Annotated in this window: 18 protein-coding genes and 1 pseudogene; 14 read left to right on the forward strand and 5 right to left on the reverse strand. The window is 66.4% G+C overall.

The features are described 5' to 3' along the window. The 3 genes and pseudogenes from DY926_RS12445 to DY926_RS12455 all read left to right on the forward strand — a co-directional run. A pseudogene (locus DY926_RS12445) lies at nucleotides 1-190 on the forward strand (serine O-acetyltransferase); the annotation flags it as partial. Beyond that, on the forward strand, nucleotides 190-1,446 hold the full coding sequence (locus tag DY926_RS12450) for a TIGR03862 family flavoprotein (protein WP_116703659.1): 1,257 nt from the start codon (nucleotides 190-192) through the stop codon (nucleotides 1,444-1,446). The pseudogene DY926_RS12445 and the gene DY926_RS12450, both read left to right, overlap by 1 nt. Then, nucleotides 1,443-2,951 carry an ATP-binding protein gene (locus DY926_RS12455; RefSeq protein ID WP_116703660.1) on the forward strand — a complete coding sequence of 503 codons (1,509 nt, stop codon included), beginning with the start codon at nucleotides 1,443-1,445 and terminating at the stop codon, nucleotides 2,949-2,951. Before DY926_RS12450 ends, DY926_RS12455 begins: the two co-directional genes overlap by 4 nt. 230 nt (nucleotides 2,952-3,181) lie before the next feature. On the opposite strand, the gene DY926_RS12460 is transcribed toward DY926_RS12455, so the two are convergent. Then, a complete protein-coding gene (locus DY926_RS12460; protein WP_116703661.1) occupies nucleotides 3,182-6,154 on the reverse strand; it encodes an Rne/Rng family ribonuclease in 2,973 nt (990 codons plus the stop codon). Nucleotides 6,155-6,333: 179 nt separating this feature from the next. Here DY926_RS12460 and DY926_RS17335 point away from each other — a divergent pair, with 179 nt between their 5' ends. From DY926_RS17335 to DY926_RS12475, 3 genes are all read left to right on the forward strand, one after another. Beyond that, nucleotides 6,334-6,573: a hypothetical protein gene (locus DY926_RS17335; RefSeq protein ID WP_158551988.1), complete on the forward strand. Its 240-nt coding sequence runs from the start codon at nucleotides 6,334-6,336 to the stop codon at nucleotides 6,571-6,573. 242 nt (nucleotides 6,574-6,815) lie between these two features. Beyond that, nucleotides 6,816-7,748 carry an N-acetylmuramoyl-L-alanine amidase family protein gene (locus tag DY926_RS12470; protein ID WP_241503200.1) on the forward strand — a complete coding sequence of 311 codons (933 nt, stop codon included), beginning with the start codon at nucleotides 6,816-6,818 and terminating at the stop codon, nucleotides 7,746-7,748. Nucleotides 7,749-8,073: 325 nt separating this feature from the next. Further along, entirely contained in the window at nucleotides 8,074-9,648 is a 1,575-nt protein-coding gene (locus DY926_RS12475) for a 2-isopropylmalate synthase (protein WP_116703662.1), read from the forward strand. Nucleotides 9,649-9,704: 56 nt separating this feature from the next. On the opposite strand, the gene DY926_RS12480 is transcribed toward DY926_RS12475, so the two are convergent. After that, a complete protein-coding gene (locus tag DY926_RS12480; protein WP_241503201.1) occupies nucleotides 9,705-10,181 on the reverse strand; it encodes a hypothetical protein in 477 nt (158 codons plus the stop codon). A 302-nt stretch (nucleotides 10,182-10,483) separates the two neighbouring features. Between DY926_RS12480 and DY926_RS12485 the strand changes: the two genes are divergently transcribed. The 6 genes from DY926_RS12485 to DY926_RS12510 all read left to right on the forward strand — a co-directional run bounded on the left by DY926_RS12485 (nucleotide 10,484) and on the right by DY926_RS12510 (nucleotide 16,712). After that, the gene (locus tag DY926_RS12485; protein WP_116703664.1) at nucleotides 10,484-11,530 is read left to right on the forward strand and encodes a rod shape-determining protein; all 1,047 of its coding nucleotides are present in this window, start codon (nucleotides 10,484-10,486) and stop codon (nucleotides 11,528-11,530) included. Nucleotides 11,531-11,673: 143 nt separating this feature from the next. Then, nucleotides 11,674-12,588: a rod shape-determining protein MreC gene (gene mreC, locus DY926_RS12490; protein ID WP_116703665.1), complete on the forward strand. Its 915-nt coding sequence runs from the start codon at nucleotides 11,674-11,676 to the stop codon at nucleotides 12,586-12,588. Then, nucleotides 12,585-13,151: a rod shape-determining protein gene (locus tag DY926_RS12495; protein ID WP_116703666.1), complete on the forward strand. Its 567-nt coding sequence runs from the start codon at nucleotides 12,585-12,587 to the stop codon at nucleotides 13,149-13,151. Before mreC ends, DY926_RS12495 begins: the two co-directional genes overlap by 4 nt. A 36-nt stretch (nucleotides 13,152-13,187) precedes the next feature. Further along, on the forward strand, nucleotides 13,188-15,107 hold the full coding sequence (gene mrdA / locus DY926_RS12500; RefSeq protein ID WP_116703667.1) for a penicillin-binding protein 2: 1,920 nt from the start codon (nucleotides 13,188-13,190) through the stop codon (nucleotides 15,105-15,107). Between the two features lie 58 nt (nucleotides 15,108-15,165). Then, nucleotides 15,166-16,320 carry a rod shape-determining protein RodA gene (rodA, locus tag DY926_RS12505; protein ID WP_116703668.1) on the forward strand — a complete coding sequence of 385 codons (1,155 nt, stop codon included), beginning with the start codon at nucleotides 15,166-15,168 and terminating at the stop codon, nucleotides 16,318-16,320. Continuing rightward, nucleotides 16,320-16,712 (forward strand): DUF3293 domain-containing protein, encoded by a 393-nt coding sequence (locus DY926_RS12510; protein WP_116703669.1) that lies wholly within the window; start codon nucleotides 16,320-16,322, stop codon nucleotides 16,710-16,712. Before rodA ends, DY926_RS12510 begins: the two co-directional genes overlap by 1 nt. 33 nt (nucleotides 16,713-16,745) lie before the next feature. Here the strand turns inward: DY926_RS12510 and glyS are convergent, their stop codons facing one another. After that, nucleotides 16,746-18,806 (reverse strand): glycine--tRNA ligase subunit beta, encoded by a 2,061-nt coding sequence (glyS, locus tag DY926_RS12515; protein ID WP_116703670.1) that lies wholly within the window; start codon nucleotides 18,804-18,806, stop codon nucleotides 16,746-16,748. A gap of 6 nt (nucleotides 18,807-18,812) precedes the next feature. After that, nucleotides 18,813-19,703: a glycine--tRNA ligase subunit alpha gene (locus DY926_RS12520; RefSeq protein WP_116703671.1), complete on the reverse strand. Its 891-nt coding sequence runs from the start codon at nucleotides 19,701-19,703 to the stop codon at nucleotides 18,813-18,815. A gap of 206 nt (nucleotides 19,704-19,909) precedes the next feature. Between DY926_RS12520 and DY926_RS12525 the strand changes: the two genes are divergently transcribed. Continuing rightward, complete coding sequence (locus tag DY926_RS12525; protein WP_116703672.1) at nucleotides 19,910-20,650, forward strand: DUF2076 domain-containing protein; 741 nt, start codon at nucleotides 19,910-19,912, stop codon at nucleotides 20,648-20,650. A 69-nt stretch (nucleotides 20,651-20,719) separates the two neighbouring features. Continuing rightward, entirely contained in the window at nucleotides 20,720-21,379 is a 660-nt protein-coding gene (gene alkB, locus DY926_RS12530; RefSeq protein ID WP_116703673.1) for a DNA oxidative demethylase AlkB, read from the forward strand. A 182-nt stretch (nucleotides 21,380-21,561) separates the two neighbouring features. On the opposite strand, the gene eda is transcribed toward alkB, so the two are convergent. Beyond that, the coding region (eda, locus tag DY926_RS12535; protein WP_274541803.1) for a bifunctional 4-hydroxy-2-oxoglutarate aldolase/2-dehydro-3-deoxy-phosphogluconate aldolase at nucleotides 21,562-22,173 on the reverse strand (612 nt) is incomplete at its 5' end.

The raw sequence follows: 22,173 nt of genomic DNA on the forward strand, positions 1-22,173 counted from the left end.
GGCCAAGATACTGGGCAATATCGAGATCGGGGAGGGGGCGAAGGTTGGCGCGGGGTCCATTGTTCTGGAATCCGTCTCGCCCTATACCACCGTTGTCGGCAATCCCGCCCGCGTCGTGGGCACACGGCATTCCAGCCTGCCCGCCTTCACCATGGACCAGACCCTGCCCCCCATTGATTACATCATCTGATGACTGAATTCGTTTCGAGGCCGCATGTCGCCGTTATTGGCGGCGGCCCCGCCGGGCTTGCGGCGGCGGAGGTCCTGTCCGCACATGGCTGCGCCGTCAGCGTGGCCGAACAGATGCCCACCATGGGCCGCAAGCTGCTCATGGCCGGGCGCGGCGGCCTCAACCTGACCCATTCCGAAAATGCCGACCGCTTCGCCGCGCGCTATGGTGCTGCACGCCCCATGATGGAGACTGCACTTTCCGCCTTTTCCCCACGGGATATGGTGGAATGGGCCGAGGGGCTGGGGCAGGACTGCTTTACCGGCAGCAGCGGCCGGGTCTTCCCGCGCGTGATGAAGGCGTCGCCCTTGTTGCGGGCATGGCTGGCCCGGCTGGCCGCGCGCGGCGTGCGGCTGCTGACCCGCCACCGCTGGGATGGATGGGACGCGCAGGGCAGGCTGTGCATGTCCGGCCCCGGCGGCAGCGTGCACTGGCGGGTGGACGCCACCGTGCTGGCGCTGGGGGGCGCAAGCTGGGCGCGCCTGGGGTCCGATGGCGCATGGCGTGAGCGGCTTGTGGCCTCGGGCATCGAGGTCACGCCCTTCGCACCGGCGAATTGCGGGTTTGTCACGGGATGGAGCGAGACGTTCCGCACGCGCTTTGCGGGTACGCCGTTGCGTGGCGTGGCCATCAGGCTGGAAGATGGCGAACAGGCGCGTGGTGAGGCCATGGTGACGCAGGCGGGGATCGAGGGGGGTGCGATCTACGCCCTGTCCGCCGCCATACGGGAGCGCATTGCCCGCACGGGGCACGCACGCATCCTGCTTGACCTGCGTCCCGCGCTTGATGTGGCGGAAGTCACGACCCGCATCGCCCGCGTTCGCACGCGGGAAAGCCTGTCCAACACTCTGCGCAAGGCGCTGCGCCTGGCCCCTGTATCCGTCGCCCTGCTGCGTGAAGGTGCCGGGGGGCAACCGCCGCGCGACCCGGCGGCGCTGGCCCGGCTGGTCAAGGCGGTGCCGGTGGTGCTGCACGCCCCCGCAGCACTTGACCGCGCCATTTCGGTGGCGGGGGGGATCGCCTGGTCGGCGCTGGACCGCCATCTCATGCTGCGTGCGCGCCCCGGTGTTTTCGCGGCGGGTGAAATGCTGGACTGGGAGGCCCCGACCGGCGGCTTCCTGCTGCAGGGCTGCATGGCGACGGGCCGCATGGCGGGCGAGGGCGCGTGGCAGTGGTTGCGTGACTCGCGGCAGGGACTGTATCCCTCAGCGCCATGAGTGTTGCGATCACGATCGGGGAACGGCGCGGGGCGGTTGCCGGGGATGCCCCGGTAACCATGGACCTGGCCGAACTGCTGTCCACCCGCCTGCTGGTGCAGGGCAATTCCGGCTCGGGCAAGTCCCACCTGTTGCGCCGCCTGCTGGAGCAGTCGGCAAGGACAGTGCAGCAGGCGATCATCGACCCGGAAGGGGATTTCGTCAGTCTGGCCGAACGCTTTGGCCATCTGGTCATTGACGCCGCTGAACATACCGAAGCCGCCCTGCAGGCGGCGGGTGAGCGCATGCGCATGCATCGCGCCTCGGTCGTGCTGAACCTTGAGGGCGTGGATGCGGATATTCAGATGCGCCGTGCAGCCGCCTTTCTGGGAGGTATGTTCGAGGTGCCGCGCGATTACTGGTATCCCGTGCTGGTGGTGGTGGATGAAGCCCAGCTTTTTGCCCCCGCCGCCGCGGGCGAGGTGACGGATGAGGCACGCCGGGCCTCGCTTGGCGCCATGACCAACCTCATGTGCCGTGGCCGCAAGCGCGGTCTTGCGGGTGTGATCGCCACCCAGCGCCTTGCGAAGCTGGCCAAGAATGTCGCGGCCGAGGCCTCGAACTTCCTCATGGGCCGCACCTTCCTTGATATCGACATGCTGCGCGCGGCGGACCTGCTGGGCATGGAGCGGCGGCAGGCCGAAAGCTTCCGAGATCTGGAACGCGGGTATTTCGTGGCCCTTGGTCCGGCGGTGTGCCGCAGGCCGCTGACCGTGAAGATCGGTCCCGTCGAGACCGAAAGCCGCTCCGCCGGTCCCAGCCTCATGCCCTTCGAGCCGCTGCCCGTGGGCGATGAAATACGTGAACTGATCCTGACGCCGGTGCCCGAGCGTGAACTTCCCGCACGGCCCGCGCGGAATTTCAGCCCGCCCCCCGATATCCTTGCCCAGCTTGCCGCTCATGCCGAAACCGCCATGGTCGATCCCGTGGCCACGGAACCGGACGTTCCCCCCGTGGACGCCGCCGCGCAGAGGCTGCGTTTTATCGAGATCCTGACCGACATCCTGCGTGATGAGGATGCGGGCTTTCGCCCCGCCCATGTGCTGTATCAGGATTTTCTGGTGCGCTGCCGGATCGAGGGCATGGGCCGGGATGCGCTGGACATGCCGCGATTCCGCCGCCTGCTGGCCGTGGCCAAGGCCGGGGTGGACACCACAACGGCGGAAAGCGGCCAGTGGCAGCAGGCCGAGCAGATGGCGGGCGCGCTGCCTGATGATGTGCAGGGTATTTTCCTGCTCATTGCGCGTGCGGCAATTCAGGGCCAGCCCTGCCCGACGGATGGTGTCGTTGCCCGGACCTATGGCACCCATTCACTTGGTCGCGCCCGGCGGCAACTGACCTATCTGGAGGAGCAGAATATGATCGTGCTCCGCCATGACGGGCTGGGACGGCGCATTGCCGCCATTATCGGGCCGGGCTGGGAAACCGCCCCCGCCATGCCCGATGGCAGCGACATCCCGGCCTGATGACTTACCCAAAATTATAAAGAAGTTTTTGGTGAAGCTTTTTTCAAAAAGCTTCGGGTAACGCTGCCTTTCCGAAAAAAGGCAGCACCCAAAAACTTTTATTTTTATCGGCAGGTTGTGCTGGTGCGGGACAGTTCCGCTGTCATCTGCATTTCCCGGTTTTCGGCAATAAAAAAACCTGCCTTCTCGCGAAGGCAGGTTTTTTTCATTTCAGCCTGTGGCTGGGCCGATCAGCGCTTCCACCAGCCGGTGCGACGTGGCGCTGCCGGGGCGGCATCCACATCAATCGGCTGGATCGGCGTTTCCGCCTTGCCCTCGGCGGCCGTATCCGCTGCTGCGGCCTCATCCTCCGCCTTGCGGCGGCGGCGGGTGCGCGTGGCGGTCGTGCCCGTCGTGGTCGTGGAGGTCTTGCGCGTCGTGGCCCGCTTTCTGGGTGCAGGCTTGGCGGCCACTTCCGGGGTCGCTTCCGCAGCCGTGGCTTCTGCCTCGGGGGCGGGTTCAGCAGCCGGTTCAGCCTTCTTGCGGCGCGTGGTACGGCGCGGCTTGGGGGCTTCTTCCGTGGCCGTGGCTTCCGGCTCGGCCGACGGGGTTTCCGCTACGGCTTCCCCTTCGGTCGTGGCAGCGGCCGTCTTGCGCGTGGTGCGGCGGCGCGTGGTGGTCGTGGTGCCCGTTGCGCGGGTCGCACGCTTGCGGACAGGCTTGGCCGGTGCCGGTTCCTCGGCAGCGGGTTCTTCCGCTACCGGGGCCTCGGGTTCGGGAGCCGGTGCGGCTTCCTTCACGGTTTCGGCCTCGGCTGCCTTGCGGCGTGTCGTCGTGCTGCGCGTGGCGCGGCGACGGCGCGGCTTGGGAGCTTCCTCAACCACTTCCGCCTCGACCACTTCGGCTGCGGCCGGGGTGGCTTCCGGCTCCGGCGCGGCCTTGGCTTCGGTCACGGGGGCGGGGGCGGGCACCACTTCGGCTTCCACCACCGTTTCCGGTGCTTCGGTCACGCTTTCTTCCACCGGCGTGCGGGTGCGGCGGGTGCGGCGGCGCGGACGGCGCGGCTTGGCGACTTCCTCCTCCGTCACCTCAACCACGGCGGGTTCAGGCTGCGGCACGTCCACTACTTCATCCACCACGGTTTCGGCCGGTGCGGTGGTCTGTTCGATCACGTCAAAGATGTCGATGATCGCATCACCATACGGGTCGGCCGGGGTGGGGCCGCGATAGGTCTCGCGCGGGGTGACGGCAGGGGCCGGGGCAACGGCTTCCGCCGGGGCCTGTTCCTGCGTCTCGGTTACCTGCTGCGCCGGGGTGGCCTGTGTCCCGTTGCCACCACGGCGGCGACGGCGGCGGCGGCGGCGGCGGTGATCGGTGCCCGATGCAATGTCCTCATCCTCTTCCAGCGCGCGGGCGGCCTCGGGTGTGGCTTCGGCTTCGGCCACGGGCGGTTCGGTCTGGATCTGGATTTCGCGCACGTGGCTGTTGTCAGCCGGGGCGTGCTCGATGACCTGCGGGGCCTCGAAACGTGCGGTCTGCGGGCGGACGCGCTCGATGGTGCATTCCTGCGGCTGCAGGGTGGCATCGGGGGCGAAGGCGACCTGCATCTTGTGCCGCGTCTCGATTTCCGACAGCCAGGTGCGCTTGTTGTTGAGGATGTAGAACGCGATTTCCGGGGCGACCTGGACCGAAATCCCGGCGGCCTTGCGCTGCATGCCCTCTTCCTCGATCGCGCGCAGCACATGCAGCGCCGCACTTTCGATCCCGCGGATGATGCCCGTGCCCTGACAGTGCGGGCAGGGCATGAACGAGGATTCGGCAATGGAGGGACGCAGGCGCTGGCGCGACATTTCCAGCAGGCCGAAATGCGAGATCTGGCCAACCTGGATACGCGCGCGGTCGGTGCGCAGGGCGTCCTTCAGCTTCCGCTCGACCATGCCGTTGTGCTTGCGGCTTTCCATGTCGATGAAGTCGATGACGATCAGGCCGGCAAGGTCGCGCAGGCGGAGCTGGCGGGCCACTTCCTCGGCAGCTTCGAGGTTGGTGCGCAGCGCCGTTTCCTCGATGTTGCGCTCACGCGTGGCACGGCCGGAGTTGACGTCGATCGCGACCAGCGCCTCGGTCTGGTTGATGACCAGGTAACCGCCGGATTTGAGCTGCACCGACGGCGAGAGCATGGAATCGAGCAGCCCCTCCACCTTGTAGTGGGAGAACAGCGTCTGTTCATGGTCCTGCCACAGGCGCACCTTCTGCGCGTTCTGGGGCATGAGCATGCGCATGAATTCCCGTGCGGACTTCCAGCCCTGCTCACCGTCGATCAGGATTTCACCGACCTCGCGGGTATAGATGTCGCGGATCGCGCGCTTGATCAGGCTTGCTTCTTCATAGATCAGCGCGGGCGCGACCGATTCCAGCGTGTGTTCGCGGATGTCGTCCCACAGGCGCAGCAGGTATTCGCAATCGCGCATGATCTCGGCGCGGGGGCGCTGGGCGCCCGCCGTGCGCACGATCATGGCCATGCCGCGCGGAATCTGGAGTTCGGTGATGATGTCACGCAGGCGGCGGCGATCCGCAACCGACGTGATCTTGCGCGAAACCCCGCCGCCACGCAGCGAATTGGGCATGAGCACGCAGTAACGGCCCGCCAGCGAGACATAGGTGGTCAGCGCAGCACCCTTGTTGCCGCGTTCTTCCTTGACCACCTGCACCAGCAGGATCTGGCGGCGGCGGATGACTTCCTGAATCTTGTAGTTGCGCAGGAAGCGGGCGATGCGGCGCTGGGCCTGGGCCTCATCACCGGTATCGTTCTCGCCACCCACGGTTTCGGGTTCGTCGCCTTCCTCATCGGTGGCGGCGTCGCCTTCTTCCGCGCGGGCGGCGGGGACGGCCTCGTCCTCCTCGTCGTCACGGGCGCGGCGTTCTTCCTCCGCGCGACGTTCCTCTTCCTGCAGCGCGAGCAGCTTTTCGCGGTCGGCTACGGGAATCTGGTAATAGTCGGGGTGGATTTCACTGAAGGCAAGGAAGCCATGGCGGTTGCCGCCATAATCCACGAACGCGGCCTGGAGGCTGGGTTCAACACGGATGACCTTGGCAAGATAGATATTGCCCTTCAGCTGCTTTTTGGATGCAGCCTCGACATCGTAATCTTCAAGGTGGTTACCATCCATCACGACCACGCGGGTTTCTTCCGCGTGTGTCGTGTCGATCAGCATGCGTTTGCTCATTAATAGGCGCACTCCGGTACGTCACGTTCCGGCATCCGGGCTGCGCGCGCGATCCGTGGCGGCAGGAGGGGGCAGGGGAACGGACAGAAACATGATAAAAAAATGTGTGACCGGACCCGGATGGAACACCCCCGCGCGCTGCGCGGGCGGACGGCGCATGCCCACCGGCCCGATGCGGCATGGTGCCGCCCGCGGCCGGGCATGGTGTCATCGCATGTGCGGAAAAGGCCCGCGTGGTGTCCAATCCATCCTCGGTCATGGCTGGGGAGGGCGCGACCCGGCCTGATTGCCGGGGCGGGGCCTCCGTATCGACTGGTGTGTCATCCGGTTTCCTGTCGATCGGGAACACCGGCGCGGCTGCAACACGTCGTGCGCGCCGGGAGCTTCCACGCCGTGGCGTGGCCGGAAATGTCCGGTAAGCATCTGCCGCGCATGCATGGTGCATGCCGGATGGAGTAAATCATGCCTGCGGGCATCCCGCCGTTTCGGGCATGCCCAAAAGGGGCAGCCGGATATGGCATGGTCCATCACGGCTGGGCAGCATGACGCAATGCACGCATTCCCGCAAGGGGTCTGTGCGTTTATCCCGCTGACGCGCGCGCCGTACGGTGGTAATGACGGGAAGTTTTTCCCCGCAACCGTTCAGCACGGAACCACATGCATGACCAAAGGCCGGTCGGATGGACGTCCCCCATGCCCCAGCGCGCCGGATACCGCGCGCCGCGCGGTGGTCACGGCGCTGGGTGTGATGGTGCCCACGGCGGCGCTGGGGCGGGTGGTGGCGCACAGGCCTGTCCCGGTGGCCCCGGCCCATGCGGCCCCGCACCATGCCGCGGGTCATGTCCTGCACGCGCCACTGCATGCGCCCGCCATCATTGGGCAGGCGGCCCCGCCAAAGCCGCTGGTCATGCTCGACCCCGGCCATGGCGGCAAGGACCCCGGCGCGATCGGCGTTTCCGGCACGTTTGAAAAACATGTGGCCGAAGCCGCTGCCTCCGAACTCCAGCGCCAGCTCATTGCAAGCGGGCGCTACCGCGTGGCCATGACCCGCGCCGATGACCGCTTCATCCCGCTTGAGGGGCGGGTGGACATCGCCCACAGCCACAAGGCATCGCTGTTCATCTCCATGCATGCCGATGCCCTGCATGACCGGGCGGTGCGCGGGGCCAGTGTCTATACGCTGGCGGCCAGGGCATCGGACCGGCAGACGGCCATGCTGGCCCAGACCGAAAACAGCGCCGACCGCTATGGTGGCCCGCAGGTGCATGCGGCGTCGCCCGAGGTGCAGGAAATCCTCGCCAGCCTCGTTACGGAGGAAACGCGCCACGGCGCGGCCCACATGGCTAGTTCCATCGTCACCGCCTTCCGCCCCCGGGTGGGGCTGTTGCAGCATCCCTCCCGCCATGCCTCGTTCGTGGTGCTGAAATCGGCCGATATTCCCTCCGTGCTGGTGGAGATGGGTTTCATGTCCAATCACATGGATGAAGCAGCCCTGCGTCAGGCCGCCCACCGTGCCGTGGTGGCGGGGGCGATGGTGCAGGCGATCGACCGCTATTTTGCCACCGACAGCATGGTCACGCACGCCACTGGCTGAATCCGGGGGCAGGGTGGGGTCGGGTGCGCGTGCGCGTTTTAGCGGTTGCAATCGGTCTGCCCCGCTGTATTGTGCGCGGCATGGTAACGACAGCGCACATCGTGGGGACTGCAGGATCGGGCGCACGTGCGCGCGTGTCCACGCATGCCTGCGCCTGCGCCGGACTTCTTCTTCGTCTTCGACTTATCCGCCCCTGAGCGACCACGGCCGGCCTGTGCCGGCGCGCCCAGGGGACTGATCCGACCGGCCTGCCGGCCCGCGAACACGAATTGAAAACAGGGTGGCCCAGCCGTGCCGCCACCCGTCATATGTCCGAGGTACCACCATGAGCATCGATCATCCCTCCTTTGGCCGCATGGACGCGAATCGCGTCATCATTTTCGACACCACCCTGCGTGATGGCGAACAGTCCCCCGGCTTTTCGATGAACCTGGCCGAAAAGCTGCGCATGGCCGAGGCGTTGGAGGAACTGGGCGTGGACGTGATGGAGGCGGGCTTTCCCGTTGCGTCCAAGGGCGATTTCGACAGCGTTTACCAGATCGCGCAGAAGGTGAAGAACACCGTGGTGTGTGCGCTGGCGCGCAGCGGCGGCAAGAACGACATCGCCAGCGCGGGCGAGGCGATCAAGCCTGCCAGGCGCGGGCGCATCCACAACTTCATCTCCACCTCGCCGCTGCACATGAAATACAAGCTGCGCATGGAGCCTGAAACGGTTCTGGAAGTGATCGAGGCGGGCAACCGCGCGGCGCGCCAGTTCACCGATGACGTGGAATGGTCGGCCGAGGATGGGTCCCGCACCGAGCCGGATTTCCTGTGCCGCTGTGTCGAGACCGCGATCCGCGCCGGGGCCACGACCATCAACATCCCCGATACCGTCGGCTATTCCACGCCCGAGGACATGGCCCGCATCTTTGCCGACCTGCGCGCCCGCGTGCCCGGCGCCGATGGCGTCATCTTCTCTACCCACAACCATAATGACCTGGGGCTGGGCGTGGCCAACACCATCGCGGCGCTGAAGGCGGGCGCGCGGCAGGTGGAATGTACCATCAACGGCATTGGCGAGCGCGCGGGCAACGCGGCGCTGGAGGAAATCATCATGGTGCTGCGTACGCGCCATGACGTGCTGCCCTACACCACCGGCATCCATACCGAACGCCTGCTGCGGACCTCGCGCATGCTGGCCACCATCACCGGTTTTGACGTGCAGCCCAACAAGGCCATCGTGGGGCGCAACGCGTTTGCGCATGAAAGCGGCATCCATCAGGACGGTATCCTGAAAAACGCCGCGACCTATGAGATCATGACCCCCGAAAGCGTGGGCTGGAACCGTTCGTCACTGGTGCTGGGCAAGCATTCCGGCCGCGCGGCCTTCCGCGACAAGCTGAAGGCGATGGGTTACGAAAATCTGGAAGAAGCACAGTTCAACGAGGCGTTTTCCCGCTTCAAGGACCTGGCCGACCGCAAGAAGGTCATTTACGACGAGGATCTGGTGGCGCTGGTCGATGATGAGGTGCGCGACCATGCCCGTATCCGCTTTGTCGCACTGGATGTGACCGCCGGTTCCCGCCGCCCCGCCACCGCTGATCTGGTGCTGGAAGTCGATGGAAAGCGTGAGGAAGGCCATGCGGAAGGCCAGGGGCCGGTCGATGCCGCCTTCAACGCCATCCGTGCCATCGTGGCTCATGACGCCACCCTGCAGCTCTATTCCGTCGGCGCGGTGACCGAGGGCAGCGATGCGCAGGCCCGTACCTCGGTCCGGCTGGAAGAGGGCGGCAAGCTGGTGGACGGGCAGGGCGCGGATGCCGATACACTGGTCTCTGCCGTGCGGGCCTATGTCCATGCGCTGAACAAGCTGCTGGTCAAGCGTGACCGCGCCGAACCTGCGGCACTGGACGCCTGAACCCATCCGTCATCCGCCGCCATCCCGACCGGGACGGCGGCGGCCTTGACCGCTGTTCAGTAACCGTAGCCCTGCTGCGGGGGTGCTGCCTGCTGGCCACCATAATAGCCACCCTGTCCGTATCCCTGCTGCCCGTAACCCTGCTGCGGGTAGCTCGGCTGGGCGTAGCCCTGCGGGGGATAGGCCGCGCCACCTGCGGGGGGCGGGCAGCTCTGTGGCGGATAGCCCGGCGGCAGGACGCGCCCGTCGGGGCAGATGGTGGAAGGGGGCTGCGCCACGGGGCGGCGGCGTGGCGTCGTGGCCGCGCCGATGGCCGCCCCGCCACCCGCACCGGCCAGCGCGCCGATGGCCGCCCCGGTGCCGCCGCCTGCCAGCCCGCCAATCAGCGCTCCGCCACCTGCGCCGATCAGTCCGCCGCCAATGGCGCGCTCACCTGGGTCGCGGGTGTTCTCACACGCGCCAAGCCCCAGGCACAGCCCGGCGGCAAGCAGCACGGCGGGTCGGAAAGCCATGGGGCGAGAAGGAGTGTTCATGTATGTTTTCCCGGTATCGCGCGCGGGATGGCACGATGACATCCCGACCGCAGTAATGATGTAGATGGTATGCCAGTAATGGTCTGACCATGGCCATAGCCGGGCGTTTTGTAACAATCAGCGGCGAGGGGCGGAATTTAACAAATTAAAATCATCTGGCCCCTTGCCCGCGCCTGCCTGCCCCGGTAATCCCTCGTACCAATCCAGACGGTTTTCGACGGAACGCAGGCATGTCGCGATGGCATGGGTTGCCAGTCCGGGCGTGGGACGGTCCTGTCTGGTGTTGATGTCGGGAGTTCTGGATGTTTGCTCGTGTACTGGGTCTGCTTTCCGCTGACATGGCGATCGACCTCGGCACGGCGAATACGCTGGTTTACGTCAAGGGGCGGGGTGTCGTCCTGAATGAACCTTCGGTCGTCGCGCTGGCAGAGGTACGGGGCAAGAAACAGGTTCTTGCCGTGGGCGAGGAAGCCAAGCAGATGGTTGGCCGCACGCCCGGCAACATCACCGCCATCCGCCCGCTGCGCGATGGCGTGATCGCGGATTTCGAGGTGGCGGAGGAAATGATCAAGCATTTCATCCGTCGCGTTCATAACCGCCGCATGTTCGCCAGCCCGCTCATCATCGTGTGCGTGCCCTCCGGCTCGACCGCCGTTGAACGCCGCGCCATTCAGGAAAGCGCGGAAAGCGCTGGCGCACGCAAGGTCTTCCTGATCGAGGAACCCATGGCCGCCGCCATCGGCGCGGGGCTGCCGGTGACCGAACCCTCGGGCAGCATGATCGTTGACATTGGCGGCGGCACGACCGAAGTCGCGGTAATCTCGCTGGGCGGCATCGTCTATGCCCGCTCCGTGCGGGTGGGCGGTGACAAGATGGATGAGGCGATCATCTCCTACATCCGCCGCAACCATAACCTGCTGATTGGTGAAAGCTCGGCCGAACAGATCAAGATCCATCTCGGCTCCGCCATGCCGCCCGATGACCCGGATGATCCGGGGCCGTGGCGTGAGGTCAAGGGTCGTGACCTGGTCAACGGCGTCCCGCGTGAGGTCGTGGTCTCGCAGGCACAGATTGCCGAGAGCTTGGCCGAACCCGTGAGCCAGATCGTGGATGCGGTGACCACGGCGCTGGAAAACACGCCGCCCGAACTCGCGGCCGATATTGTGGACAAGGGCATTGTCCTGACCGGCGGTGGCGCGCTGCTCTACCGTCTTGATGAAGTGTTGCGGCGCGCGACCGGCCTGCCTGTCACGGTGGGTGAGGACGCGCTGTCCTGCGTGGCGATGGGCACCGGGCGGGCGCTGGAGGAAATGAAGCGCCTGCGCAACGTACTGACAAGCATGTACTGACGGACGGGACGGTCCGCCCCAGCCGCTCACGGCGGCCCGGCGTACCGATGGGGGAGACGCAGGACGATGCAGGTCCGGCGATCAGGCAGTTCAGGACAACCCGGCGGGCATGATGGTACCATCATGCGTGAAGGGGGGTATTGATGCCGGTCTCCATCCAGTTCCGTCAGGCGCTTGGCAAGCTGGTCCTGCCCGCGCTGATCCTTGTGGCCTGTGGCGTGATCCTGCTGGGCAAGGCGGACCGCGCGCTGGTTGAAAAACTGCGTATGCGTACCGCCGACCTGCTCTCCCCCGCCTATGCGCTGGTGGAGTGGCCGCAGGAAAAGCTGCGCTGGCTTTCGGGCAACCTGCAGGACATCCGTAACCTTGAGGCGGAAAACATCCGCCTGCGTGCCGAGAACGCCTCCCTGCGGCACTGGTACGACGTGGCGGCGGCGCTGGCCGATGAAAACGCCACGCTGAAGGCCAACCTACACTGGATTCCCGATAATGCGCCCGATTTCGTCACCGGGCGTGTGGTGCGTGACACCAGCGGGCTGTACGCGCGCGCGGTGCTGCTGGCGATCAACCCTGAAACCGCGGTCAGCAAGGGGGGCATCGCCCTTGATGGCGCGGGTCTGGTCGGGCGGGTGACGGAAGTGGGCAAGCGTTCGGCGCGGGTGCTGCTGATTACCGATTCGTCCAGCAGGCTGCCCGTCACGCTGGAGGCCAGCCACGCGGCGGCCATCATGGCGGGGGACAACTCGCCCCTGCCGCGCATCATTTTCTATCCGCAGGACAATGTCCCCATCGAAGGCGAGCGTGTGGTGACCAATGGTGAAATCGAGAGCCTGCCTGCGGGCCTGCCGGTGGGGCATGTGCATTACCTGCGCCCCGGCCAGCCGGTGGTGGTGCCGGCGGCGGCGCTGGACCATGTCGATACGCTGCGCATATTCAATTACGAGGACAGCATAGCCCCACCTGATGCGCCGGGCCGCGTGCCGCTGCCGCCCGTGGGGCGCACCATGGTCCTGCCCTCGCAGTTCCAGGCCAGCCCGGACCGGGGCCTACACGGATGAAGGCCTTTACTCCCCCCCCGCTGCGCCCCGGCATCCACCCGCGTTCGGGGCTGGCAAGCCGGGTTGACCAGGGCATGCGGCGCAGCGTGCCCTGCCTTGTGGTGTTTTTCGTGACACTGGTGCTGTCCGCGCCGCTGAACCTGCCGGGTCAGGTGGAACTCATGCCCGCCATCGTCATGGCGCTGGTGTTCCTGTGGTCGGTGTTCCTGCCGGTGGTCATGCCCTCGCTTGCGGTGTTCGCGCTGGGCATATGGGCGGATATCCTCAGCTTCGGGCCGTTCGGGGTGCTGCTGCTCATGATGCTGATCGTGCACGGGGTGGCGCTGTCGGGGCGCTACACGCTGGCACGGGCCAATTTTTTTATGCTCTGGCTTGTGTTTGGCGTGGTGATGGCGGGGGTTACGGCGCTACAATGGGTGTTGTGTTCCGCGCTGGCGCTGCATGTTGTGGAGTTTCTGCCTTTTGTTTTCGAGACAGTTCTGTCCTTTGGCAGTTTTCCTGTCCTGTATGCAGGGTTTGTCTGGACTTACCGTTTTGTCGTCAATAACGCGGACCACTCCTGAACCGGGTGGAATGGCCTGTCCGTGCCGGATGAGTAAATGACGTTTCGCAAGAAGAAGTCCGGCAACCGGCTCATGTCCCGCCCCGAGGAAGGCCGCAATCCTTCCCGTGGCGTGTTCACGCGCCGCGCGCTGGTGCTCATGGCCACGCAGGGGGCCGTGCTGGGCGCGCTGGGTGAACGCCTGTACGGGCTTCAGGTTCGCGATGGCAGCCATTATGCGAAACTTGCGGAAAACAACCGCCTGAGCAAACGCTTCTTCGCCCCGCCGCGCGGGCGCATTACCGACCGCTTCGGCATTTCGGTCGCGGCCAACCGTATCAACTGGCGCGCCCTGCTCCTGGCGGAGGAAACAAATGACATTCCCGGCACGCTGGCGCGCTTTGCCCAGATCGTGCCGCTGGAGCAGCGCGACACGGTGCGCATCGAACACGAACTGCGCCACAAGCGGCGGTTCATCCCGATCATGCTGCGTGATTTCCTGTCATGGGATGACATGGCGCGGCTGGAACTCAACATGCCCTCGCTGCCCGGCGTGCTGATTGATGTGGGCACCACGCGCGTCTATCCCTTCGGGCCGCTTCTGGCGCATGTGGTGGGCTATGTCGCACCGCCTGCGGAAAAGGACGTGGTGCATAATGCCGAGCTTGCCCTGCCCGGCATGCGCGTGGGGCGTGCGGGCATCGAGCAGACACAGGACATGAACCTGCGCGGGCAGGTCGGCTCGGTCGAGATGGAGGTCAATGCCGTCGGCCGCGTCATGGCCGAGCTTGACCGTGATGAGGGAATGGCGGGCGATGAGATCGCCCTGACCATCGACAGTGGCCTCCAGCAGCAGGTGCTCGGCCGCATTGGCGAACAGTCGGCCAGCGCCGTGGTCATGGACTGCCGTAATGGCGAGGTGCTGGCCATGGTCAGCAATCCCTCGTTCGACCCCTCGCTGTTCGATAGTGGCGTCACGCAGGCGCAGTGGATCGAGTGGACCAATAACAGCCAGACCCCGCTTATCAACAAGGCGGTGTCGGGCCTGTACCCGCCCGGTTCCACCTTCAAGCCCGCCGTGGCCATGGCGGCGCTGCGCGCGGGCACGCTGTCGCCATCCGACCGGATCAACTGCCCCGGTTACATCGACGTGGGCGGCACGCGCTTTCACTGCTGGTCGCGCTATGGCCATGGTTCGATCAACCTGCGGCAGGGCCTGAAATATTCCTGCGACGTGTTTTTCTACGAGGTCGCCCGCCGCACCGGCATGGACACCATAGCCGCCACGTCCGAACTGTTCGGCCTTGGCGCGAAACTGCCTGAAATCGAACTGCCGCATGTGCGCCAGGGGCTGATCCCCACCCCGGCGTGGCGGCGCGCGCATGGCCACCACTGGAACGGGGGTGACACGATCGTAAGTGGCATTGGACAGGGCTTCGTGCAGGTAACGCCGCTGCAACTGGCCACCTATGCCTCCCGCATCGCCACGGGGCGCAACGTACAGCCACACCTGATCCGTTCGGTCGCGGGGCGCACGGCGCTGCTGACCGATCTGGGCCATGCGCCCGACATGGCCATGCCGGAACATTTCTTTGCGGATATCCGCGCGGGCATGTTCGCCGTGGTGAATGAGGAAGGGGGCACCGCGCCCAAGGCCCGGCTGGACATTCCCGGCGTGCAGATGGCGGGCAAGACCGGGTCGGCGCAGGTGCGGCGTGTCTCGCGCGCGATGCGTGAAAGCGGGCACTTCAATTCCGCCAACCTGCCGTGGGAGTACCGCCCCCACGCGCTGTTCATATGCTATGCGCCCTATGACGCGCCGCGTTACGCCACGGCGGTGGTGATCGAGCATGGCAATGCGGGCGCCGATGTCGCCGCCCCCCTTGCGCGTGATATCATGACCGATACCCTGCGCCGCGATCCGGTCAACCACCGTGAACCACCGGGGCAGGAAGTGGCGCAGGCCGACGTGGACTGACCACCCGCCCACCCCGGCTCAGGGGGTGCGCCATGGCCCGCCTGTTGTGGAGGACGCAATGAAATTCCAGAAGCGCCTGCTGCGTGCCGAACCCAATTTCCAGATCCTGACCAAGCTGTGGCAGATCAACTGGCTGTATGTGCTGCTGATCTGCGCGCTGGCGGTTGTGGGGTACGGGGCGCTGTATTCGGCAGGCGGGGGCACGCCGCGCCCGTTCGCAGGGCCGCAGTCCATCCGCTTCTGTTTCGGGCTGGTGATGATGCTGGCCCTTGCGCTGATGAGCCCGGGCATACTGGTGCGCATGGCGTGGCCGCTCTACATTTTCTCGATCGTGCTGCTGGTGGCCGTGCTGCGCATGGGGCATGTGGGCAAGGGGGCGGAGCGGTGGATCATGCTGGGCGGCGTACAGGTCCAGCCATCGGAACTGGCCAAGATCGCGCTGGTGCTGATGCTGGCAAGCTGGTTCCACAAGATCAGCTACCGCAGGATGGGCAACCCGCTGATGCTGGTTCCACCCGCACTCATGGTGCTGCTGCCGGTGGCGCTGGTGCTCAAGGAGCCGAACCTTGGCACCGCCGTCATTATCGGCACGGTGGGGGCGAGCATGTTCTTTGGCGCGGGCATGCGGCTGTGGCAGATCGCGCTGGTTGTGCTGCCGGTGCCGTTTCTGGCCCGCTTTGCCTACAGCCACCTGCATGATTACCAGAAGGCGCGGGTGACCACCTTCCTCCACCCCGAGAGCGACCCGCTGGGCGCGGGCTACAACATCATCCAGTCAAAGATCGCGCTGGGTTCGGGCGGCATGTGGGGGCAGGGCTACCTGCAGGGCACGCAGGGGCAGCTCAACTTCCTGCCCGAAAAGCAGACCGACTTCATCTTTACCATGATTGCGGAGGAGTGGGGCTTTGTCGGCGGCATCGTCGTCATAGGCATGCTGCTGCTGCTGGTGTTTGGCGGCATGCTGATCGCCATGCGCAGCCGCAACCAGTTCGGGCGGCTGCTCGGGCTTGGCATTTCCATGAACTTCTTTCTGTACTGTGCGGTCAACCTGTCCATGGTGATGGGGGCGATCCCGGTGGGGGGCGTGCCGCTGCCGCTCATTTCCTATGGGGGGTCGGCCATGCTCATGGTGATGTTCGGCTTCGGGCTGCTCATGTCCGCATGGGTGCACCGCAACGCGACCTTTGGCGAGACGGTGGGGGAGGACAACTGATGGCGGGCATCCTGCCGCCCACGCCCGCCGTGCACCGTTCCTACCGGCTCAGCACCTATCACGCGCCGGGGCTGCCGGTCATCCGCATCGGGCACCGGCCCTGCTGGCATGGCCGCGCGCCAAAGGGGGATATCGTGCTGCTGAGTGCATGCAACCCCGGCGGCAGGCTGTACGCGCCGGGCTGGAACCGGCGGATGATGCACCATCTGGCGCGGCATCTGCGCGGTCTGGATCATACGTTGGGGGAGGGGCGGCTGGGCCGGTGGTCCGAGCCGCTATATGCCGTGCATGTGCCGCTGGCGCGCGGGCTGGAGCTTGCGCGCCGGTTCCGGCAGAACGCGGTGGTTGTCGTGCATGGCGACCGGCCCGCGCGGCTGGTCTATCTGGCCTGACGCCCGCACCGGGGCATCAGGCCAGCGCCGTGTTCAGCCCTCGATCTGGCTGAAATCGGCAATCAGCACCGTCATGCGGCGCAGTTCGGACAGAAGGCGCAGGCGGTTGGCGCGAACTGCCGGGTCATCATCATTGACCGTGACGGCCTCGAAAAACCGGTCAAGCGCCGGGCGCAGGCTGGCCACGTCGCGCATGGCGTCGGCGTAGCGTTCCTGTGCAATGGCCTGCTCTACGGCGGGAATGGTCTTTTCCAGCGCGCCGGCCAGCAGCTTTTCCTCGGGCTGGGTGTACAGGGCCGGGTTGGGCGTGCCCTCATGCGGGCCGTCCTTGCGGTCCTCGATGCGCAGGATGTTGGCCGCGCGCTTGGTGGCGGCCAGCATGTTGCGCCCGTCCTCGGTGGCCAGCATGTCGGCTATGGCGGTGGCGCGGGCCAGCAAGCGCACGATGTCGGTATCGGTATTGCCAACCGATACGGCGGCCAGGATGTCATGCCGCGCGCCTTCGCCGCGCAACTGCACGCGCAGGCGGTCGGCCACGAATTCCGGCAGCGTGTCCAGATCGGGCGCCAGCCGCAATTCTTCCGGCAGGCCCTGTGCGGCCTCCCAGAACACGCGGGCCAGATCCAGCCGCAGCCCGTTTTCACGGATGATGCGGATGACACCCAGCGCCGCCCGGCGCAGGGCATACGGATCGCCCGAGCCGCCGGGTTTCTCACCCACCGCGAAGAAGGCCACCAGCATGTCGATCTTGTCGGCCAGCGCGACCGCGACCGATACCGGCGCACGCGGCACGTCATCCTGCGGGCCACGTGGCATGTAATGCGCGCCGATGGCCTCGGCCACGGCGTCATCCTCATGGTCGTGGCGGGCGTAATAGGCCCCCATGATGCCCTGAAGCTCGGGGAACTCGCCCACCATGCCGGTGGTCAGGTCCGCCTTGCACAAAAGGGCCGCGCGTTCGGCCTGTGCCGCATCCGCGCCCGTAAGCCCGGCAAGGATACCGGCCAGACGCACGATACGCCGCACCCGCGCGCCCTGGCTGCCAAGGGCCGCATGGAACACGATCCGGTCCAGCGCGGGCACCCGGCTTTCCAGCGTGCTGGCGCGGTCCAGATCCCAGAAATGGCGGGCATCGGCAAAGCGGGCGCGCAGGACGCGTTCGTTCCCGGCAATGGTCAGCGCGCCACCATCGCGCGGCAGGAGGTTGGCCACGAAGGCGAAGCGGGGCGCGGCCGACCCATCCGCATTACGCAGCGCGAAATAGCGCTGGTTCACGCGCATGGAGACCTGCATCACCTCCGGCGGCAGGTCCATGAACTCGTCATCAATCCGGCCAAGGAAGGGGACAGGCCATTCGGTCAGGCCCGCCACTTCGTCAATCAGGCCGGGATCGGCCACGACGTTCAGCCCTTCCTCACCGGCCAGGCGGGCCACGCCTTCGGCAATGGTGGTGCGGCGGGCAGCGGCGTCAGGCTCCACCTGGCGGGCGCGCAGGCCATCGAGCCAGTCCTTCGTACCGCTGACGGCAAACGCGCCGGGCGCGGTGAAGCGGTGGCCTTCGGTCAGGTTGCCCGCACGCAGGCCATGGCCGTTGTCATCGCCTTCCGCCAGCGTGAAATCGACCGTTTCTCCATCAAGGATGCAGATGATCCGGCGCAGCGGGCGCACCCATGTAAAGGCGCTGCCTTCGCCCCAGCGCATGGACTTGGGCCACGGGAAGCGACGCAGCAGGCCGGGCATCACATCTGCGATCTGGCGGGCAGCGGCGATGGGCGGCACGTTGCGGCGCAGCAGCCAGAAGCCGTTTTCCAGCACCAGCGCGTCACGTTCCACCCCATGCTTGCGCATGAAACCGGCCAGCGCCTTTTCGGGCGCGCTTTCACGCGGGCCGCGTTCCTCCACCGTGGCGCCGGGCACGGTGGCGTCCACCCCGACCGACAGCGCGATGCGGCGCGGACCGGCAAAGGCCGTGGCCGCACGCGGGTTGAGCGGGGCCAGCGCCTCGCACACAAGGCGTTCGAGATCCTGCGCCGCGCGTGCCTGCATGCGGGCGGGGATTTCCTCGGAAAAAAGTTCGATAAGCAGTTCGGGCATGGTCTCTTATTCCTCGCCCGCCAGCCACGCTTCACAGCAGCGCCTGGCCAGCGTGCGTACGCGGCCGATATAGGATGCGCGCTCGCTCACGCTAATCACGCCGCGCGCATCGAGCAGGTTGAACAGGTGGCTGGCCTTCAGGCACTGGTCATAGGCGGGCTGGGCCAGCCCGGCTTCGGCCAGGGCCGTGGATTCACGTTCCGCGTCAATGAAGTGGCGGTGCAGCATCTCCACATCCGCCAGTTCGAAATTGTGGCGCGAGTAATCACGCTCGGCGCGCAGGAACACGTCGCCATATTTCAGGCCCTGGCCGTTGAAGTCGAGGTCATAGACATTCTCGACCCCCTGCACGTACATCGCCAGCCGTTCCAGCCCGTAGGTCAGCTCGGTCGAGGGGACGACGGTGGGAATCCCGCCCACCTGCTGGAAATAGGTGAACTGCGTCACCTCCATCCCGTCGCACCAGACTTCCCACCCGAGGCCCCATGCGCCGATGGTGGGGTTTTCCCAGTCATCTTCGACAAAGCGGATGTCGTGCTCGAGCGGGTCGATGCCGATGGCGCGGTAGCTGTCCAGCAGCAGCTTCTGGCTTTCATCGGGCGTGGGCTTGAGCAGCACCTGGTACTGGTAATAGTGCTGCAGGCGATTTGGGTTCTCGCCATAGCGCCCGTCCGACGGGCGGCGGCAGGGCTGCACATAGGCCGCCTTCCACGGGCGGGAGCCCAGCGCGCGCAGCGTGGTGTGCGGTGACAGCGTGCCCGCACCCACTTCCGTATCATAGGGCTGGAGGATGGCGCAGCCCTGTTCAGACCAGAACTGGTGCAGTTTCAGGATCAGCCCCTGGAACGACAGCGGGCGGGAAGACGTGGGTGATCGGGGCACGGGGGCCGGGTCCATGAACGAGATGCTCCGGTAAACGGGGACAGGTATGCACCATCTGGCGCAAAAACGCGGGGCAGCATACCGTCATGCCGCCCATACCGGAAGGTCATGCGTGCCCCGGCCCCCCACGCGCCATGCATGGCGGCCCGGTCTTGCGCATTGCTTCCATACGGCCCACATCTGCGGGATACGGTTCCCCAGCCCAAGGCAGGACAGACAGGATGAATGACCAGGAACGTGATCTGATCACACAGTTTTTCGCCCGCGTTGGCGGTGCGACAACGGGCAGCGTGCCGCAGACGACATCCTCCCTCCCACCGATCGACCCGCAGGCCGATCAGTATATCGGGCAGATGTTCCAGAAATATCCCGAAGCGCGCTACCGCGTGACGCAGATGGCCGTGGTGCAGGAAGCCGCGCTGGCCGAGGCGCAGAACCGGATTCGCCAGCTCCAGTGGCAGCTCCAGCAGGCGCAGCAGCAGCTTCAGCAGCAGCAGGCCGCGCCCCCGCCGTCGGGTGGTGGCGGATTCCTGGGTGGCATGTTCGGGGGCGGGCAGCGCGCGCAGGCCGCGCCGCCGCCGGGCTGGGGTGGTGCTGCACCTTCGACCCCGCCGCCGCAGCCGGTCTATCCGCAGGGCATGCAGCCGGGCATGTTCCCCGCACGTGGCTCGGGCTTCCTTGGCTCCGCCCTGACCACGGCGGCTGGCGTGGCGGGCGGCATGATGGTGGGCAATGCACTGACCGACCTGTTCAGCGGCCATCATGATGCGGGCGGTTTTGCCGGTGGCATGCCGCAGCCGGGCGAGACCATCATCAATAACAATTACGGTGATGGCACGGGTGGCGCTGACCCGTTTGGCGGCAGCGGCACCAGCGCCGATTCGGGCTTTGACGCGGGCGGTGACGATTCCGGCGGGTTCGACGGTGGCGGCTTTGACGCGGGCGACGACAACAGTTTCTGACCCGTTGCAACACAGTGCGGAAAGGGGCATCCGGTTTCGGGTGCCCTTTTTCGTTCGGGGGGATCGGTCATGACACGGCAGCGCGAACTGGCGCTTGACCCGCAGCCATCCATGGCCACACGCCGGGAATGGCTTGATGATGGCGCGCTACTCCTGCGTGGCCATGCCGGTGCCGTTGCTGTGGACATGGTGACGGAAATAAAACGGATTGCCCGTCTTTCCCCCTTCCGCCGCATGGCGACACCCGGCGGCGGCATGATGTCGGTGGCCATGACATGCTGCGGCGCGCGCGGCTGGTGCAGTGACGGGCAGGGCTACCGTTACGTGGCGGCGGACCCGCAGACTGGCCAGCCATGGCCCCCCATGCCCGCAACATGGCGGCAGCTTGCCATCCATGCCGCGCGGGCGGCGGGATATGACGGGTTTGAACCTGATAGCTGCCTGATCAATGGCTACAGGCCCGGTGCGCGCATGGGGCTGCATCAGGACCGTGACGAGCGTTCCGATGCGCCGGTGGTTTCCGTTTCCTTCGGCCTGCCCGCCATTTTCCAGTGGGGCGGGCTACGGCGTACCGACCCGTTAAGGCGCATCCCGCTGCTGCATGGGGATGTCGTGGTGTGGGGTGGGGTGTCGCGCTACGTCTTTCACGGTATCGCACCGATCCGCGCGGGCACGCATGCGGTGACGGGGCCGTGCCGCTATAACCTGACGTTCCGGCGGACGTTATAGGCGGCCGGGGTCTGTCGCCCAGCCTGAAGCACGCCTGCCCGTGCCACCATTTTTGATACTGGCAGCACGGGGCAGGAAATTTCCGCCCATGGTCCAACCTGTAACGCGCTGCCTGAAGCGGGCAGGGGGCAGGTCTGGGCGGCTTGGCATGCCCGCGCTGGCGGGCTGCCGTGGCAGTGTTTTCAGCCCTTCAGGGCCACGGCCTGCCGGGCGCGCTGGGTAATGGCGGCCTGATCCGGGGTGCCGGCCGGAACCAGCCACGACCCGCCCACGCACAGCACGGAGGGCAGGGCCAGCCATTCGGCCGCCGTTTCCTGCTTGATGCCGCCGGTGGGGCAGAAACGTGCCTGACCGAACGGAGCGGACAGCGCCTTGAGCGCGGGGATGCCACCCGCCGCAGTGGCGGGGAAGAACTTGAAATGCGTCAGCCCGAGGTCAAGCCCGCGCATGATGTCGCTGGCGTTCGCGGTGCCGGGCAGCAGCGGTACCTCGGTGGCGCGCGCGGCCTGCGCCACGTCCGTCGTCAGGCCGGGGCTGACGATGAAGCGCGCGCCCGCATCGACCGATGCCTTCAGGTCATCGCCGTTCAGTACGGTGCCAGCGCCGACAACGGCCCCTTCCACCTTCGCCATTTCCGCGATCACTTCCAGCGCACATTCGGTGCGCAGCGTCACCTCCAGCGCGCGCAGGCCACCGGCCACCAGCGCCTCGGCCACCGGGCGGGCATGGGCGGGGTCGTGGATGACCAGTACCGGAATGACCGGGGCAAGGGTCATGATGTCTTCAATGCGGGC

The sequence above is a fragment of the Komagataeibacter melaceti genome (assembly GCF_003403295.1).
Taxonomy (GTDB): Bacteria; Pseudomonadota; Alphaproteobacteria; order Acetobacterales; family Acetobacteraceae; genus Komagataeibacter; species Komagataeibacter melaceti.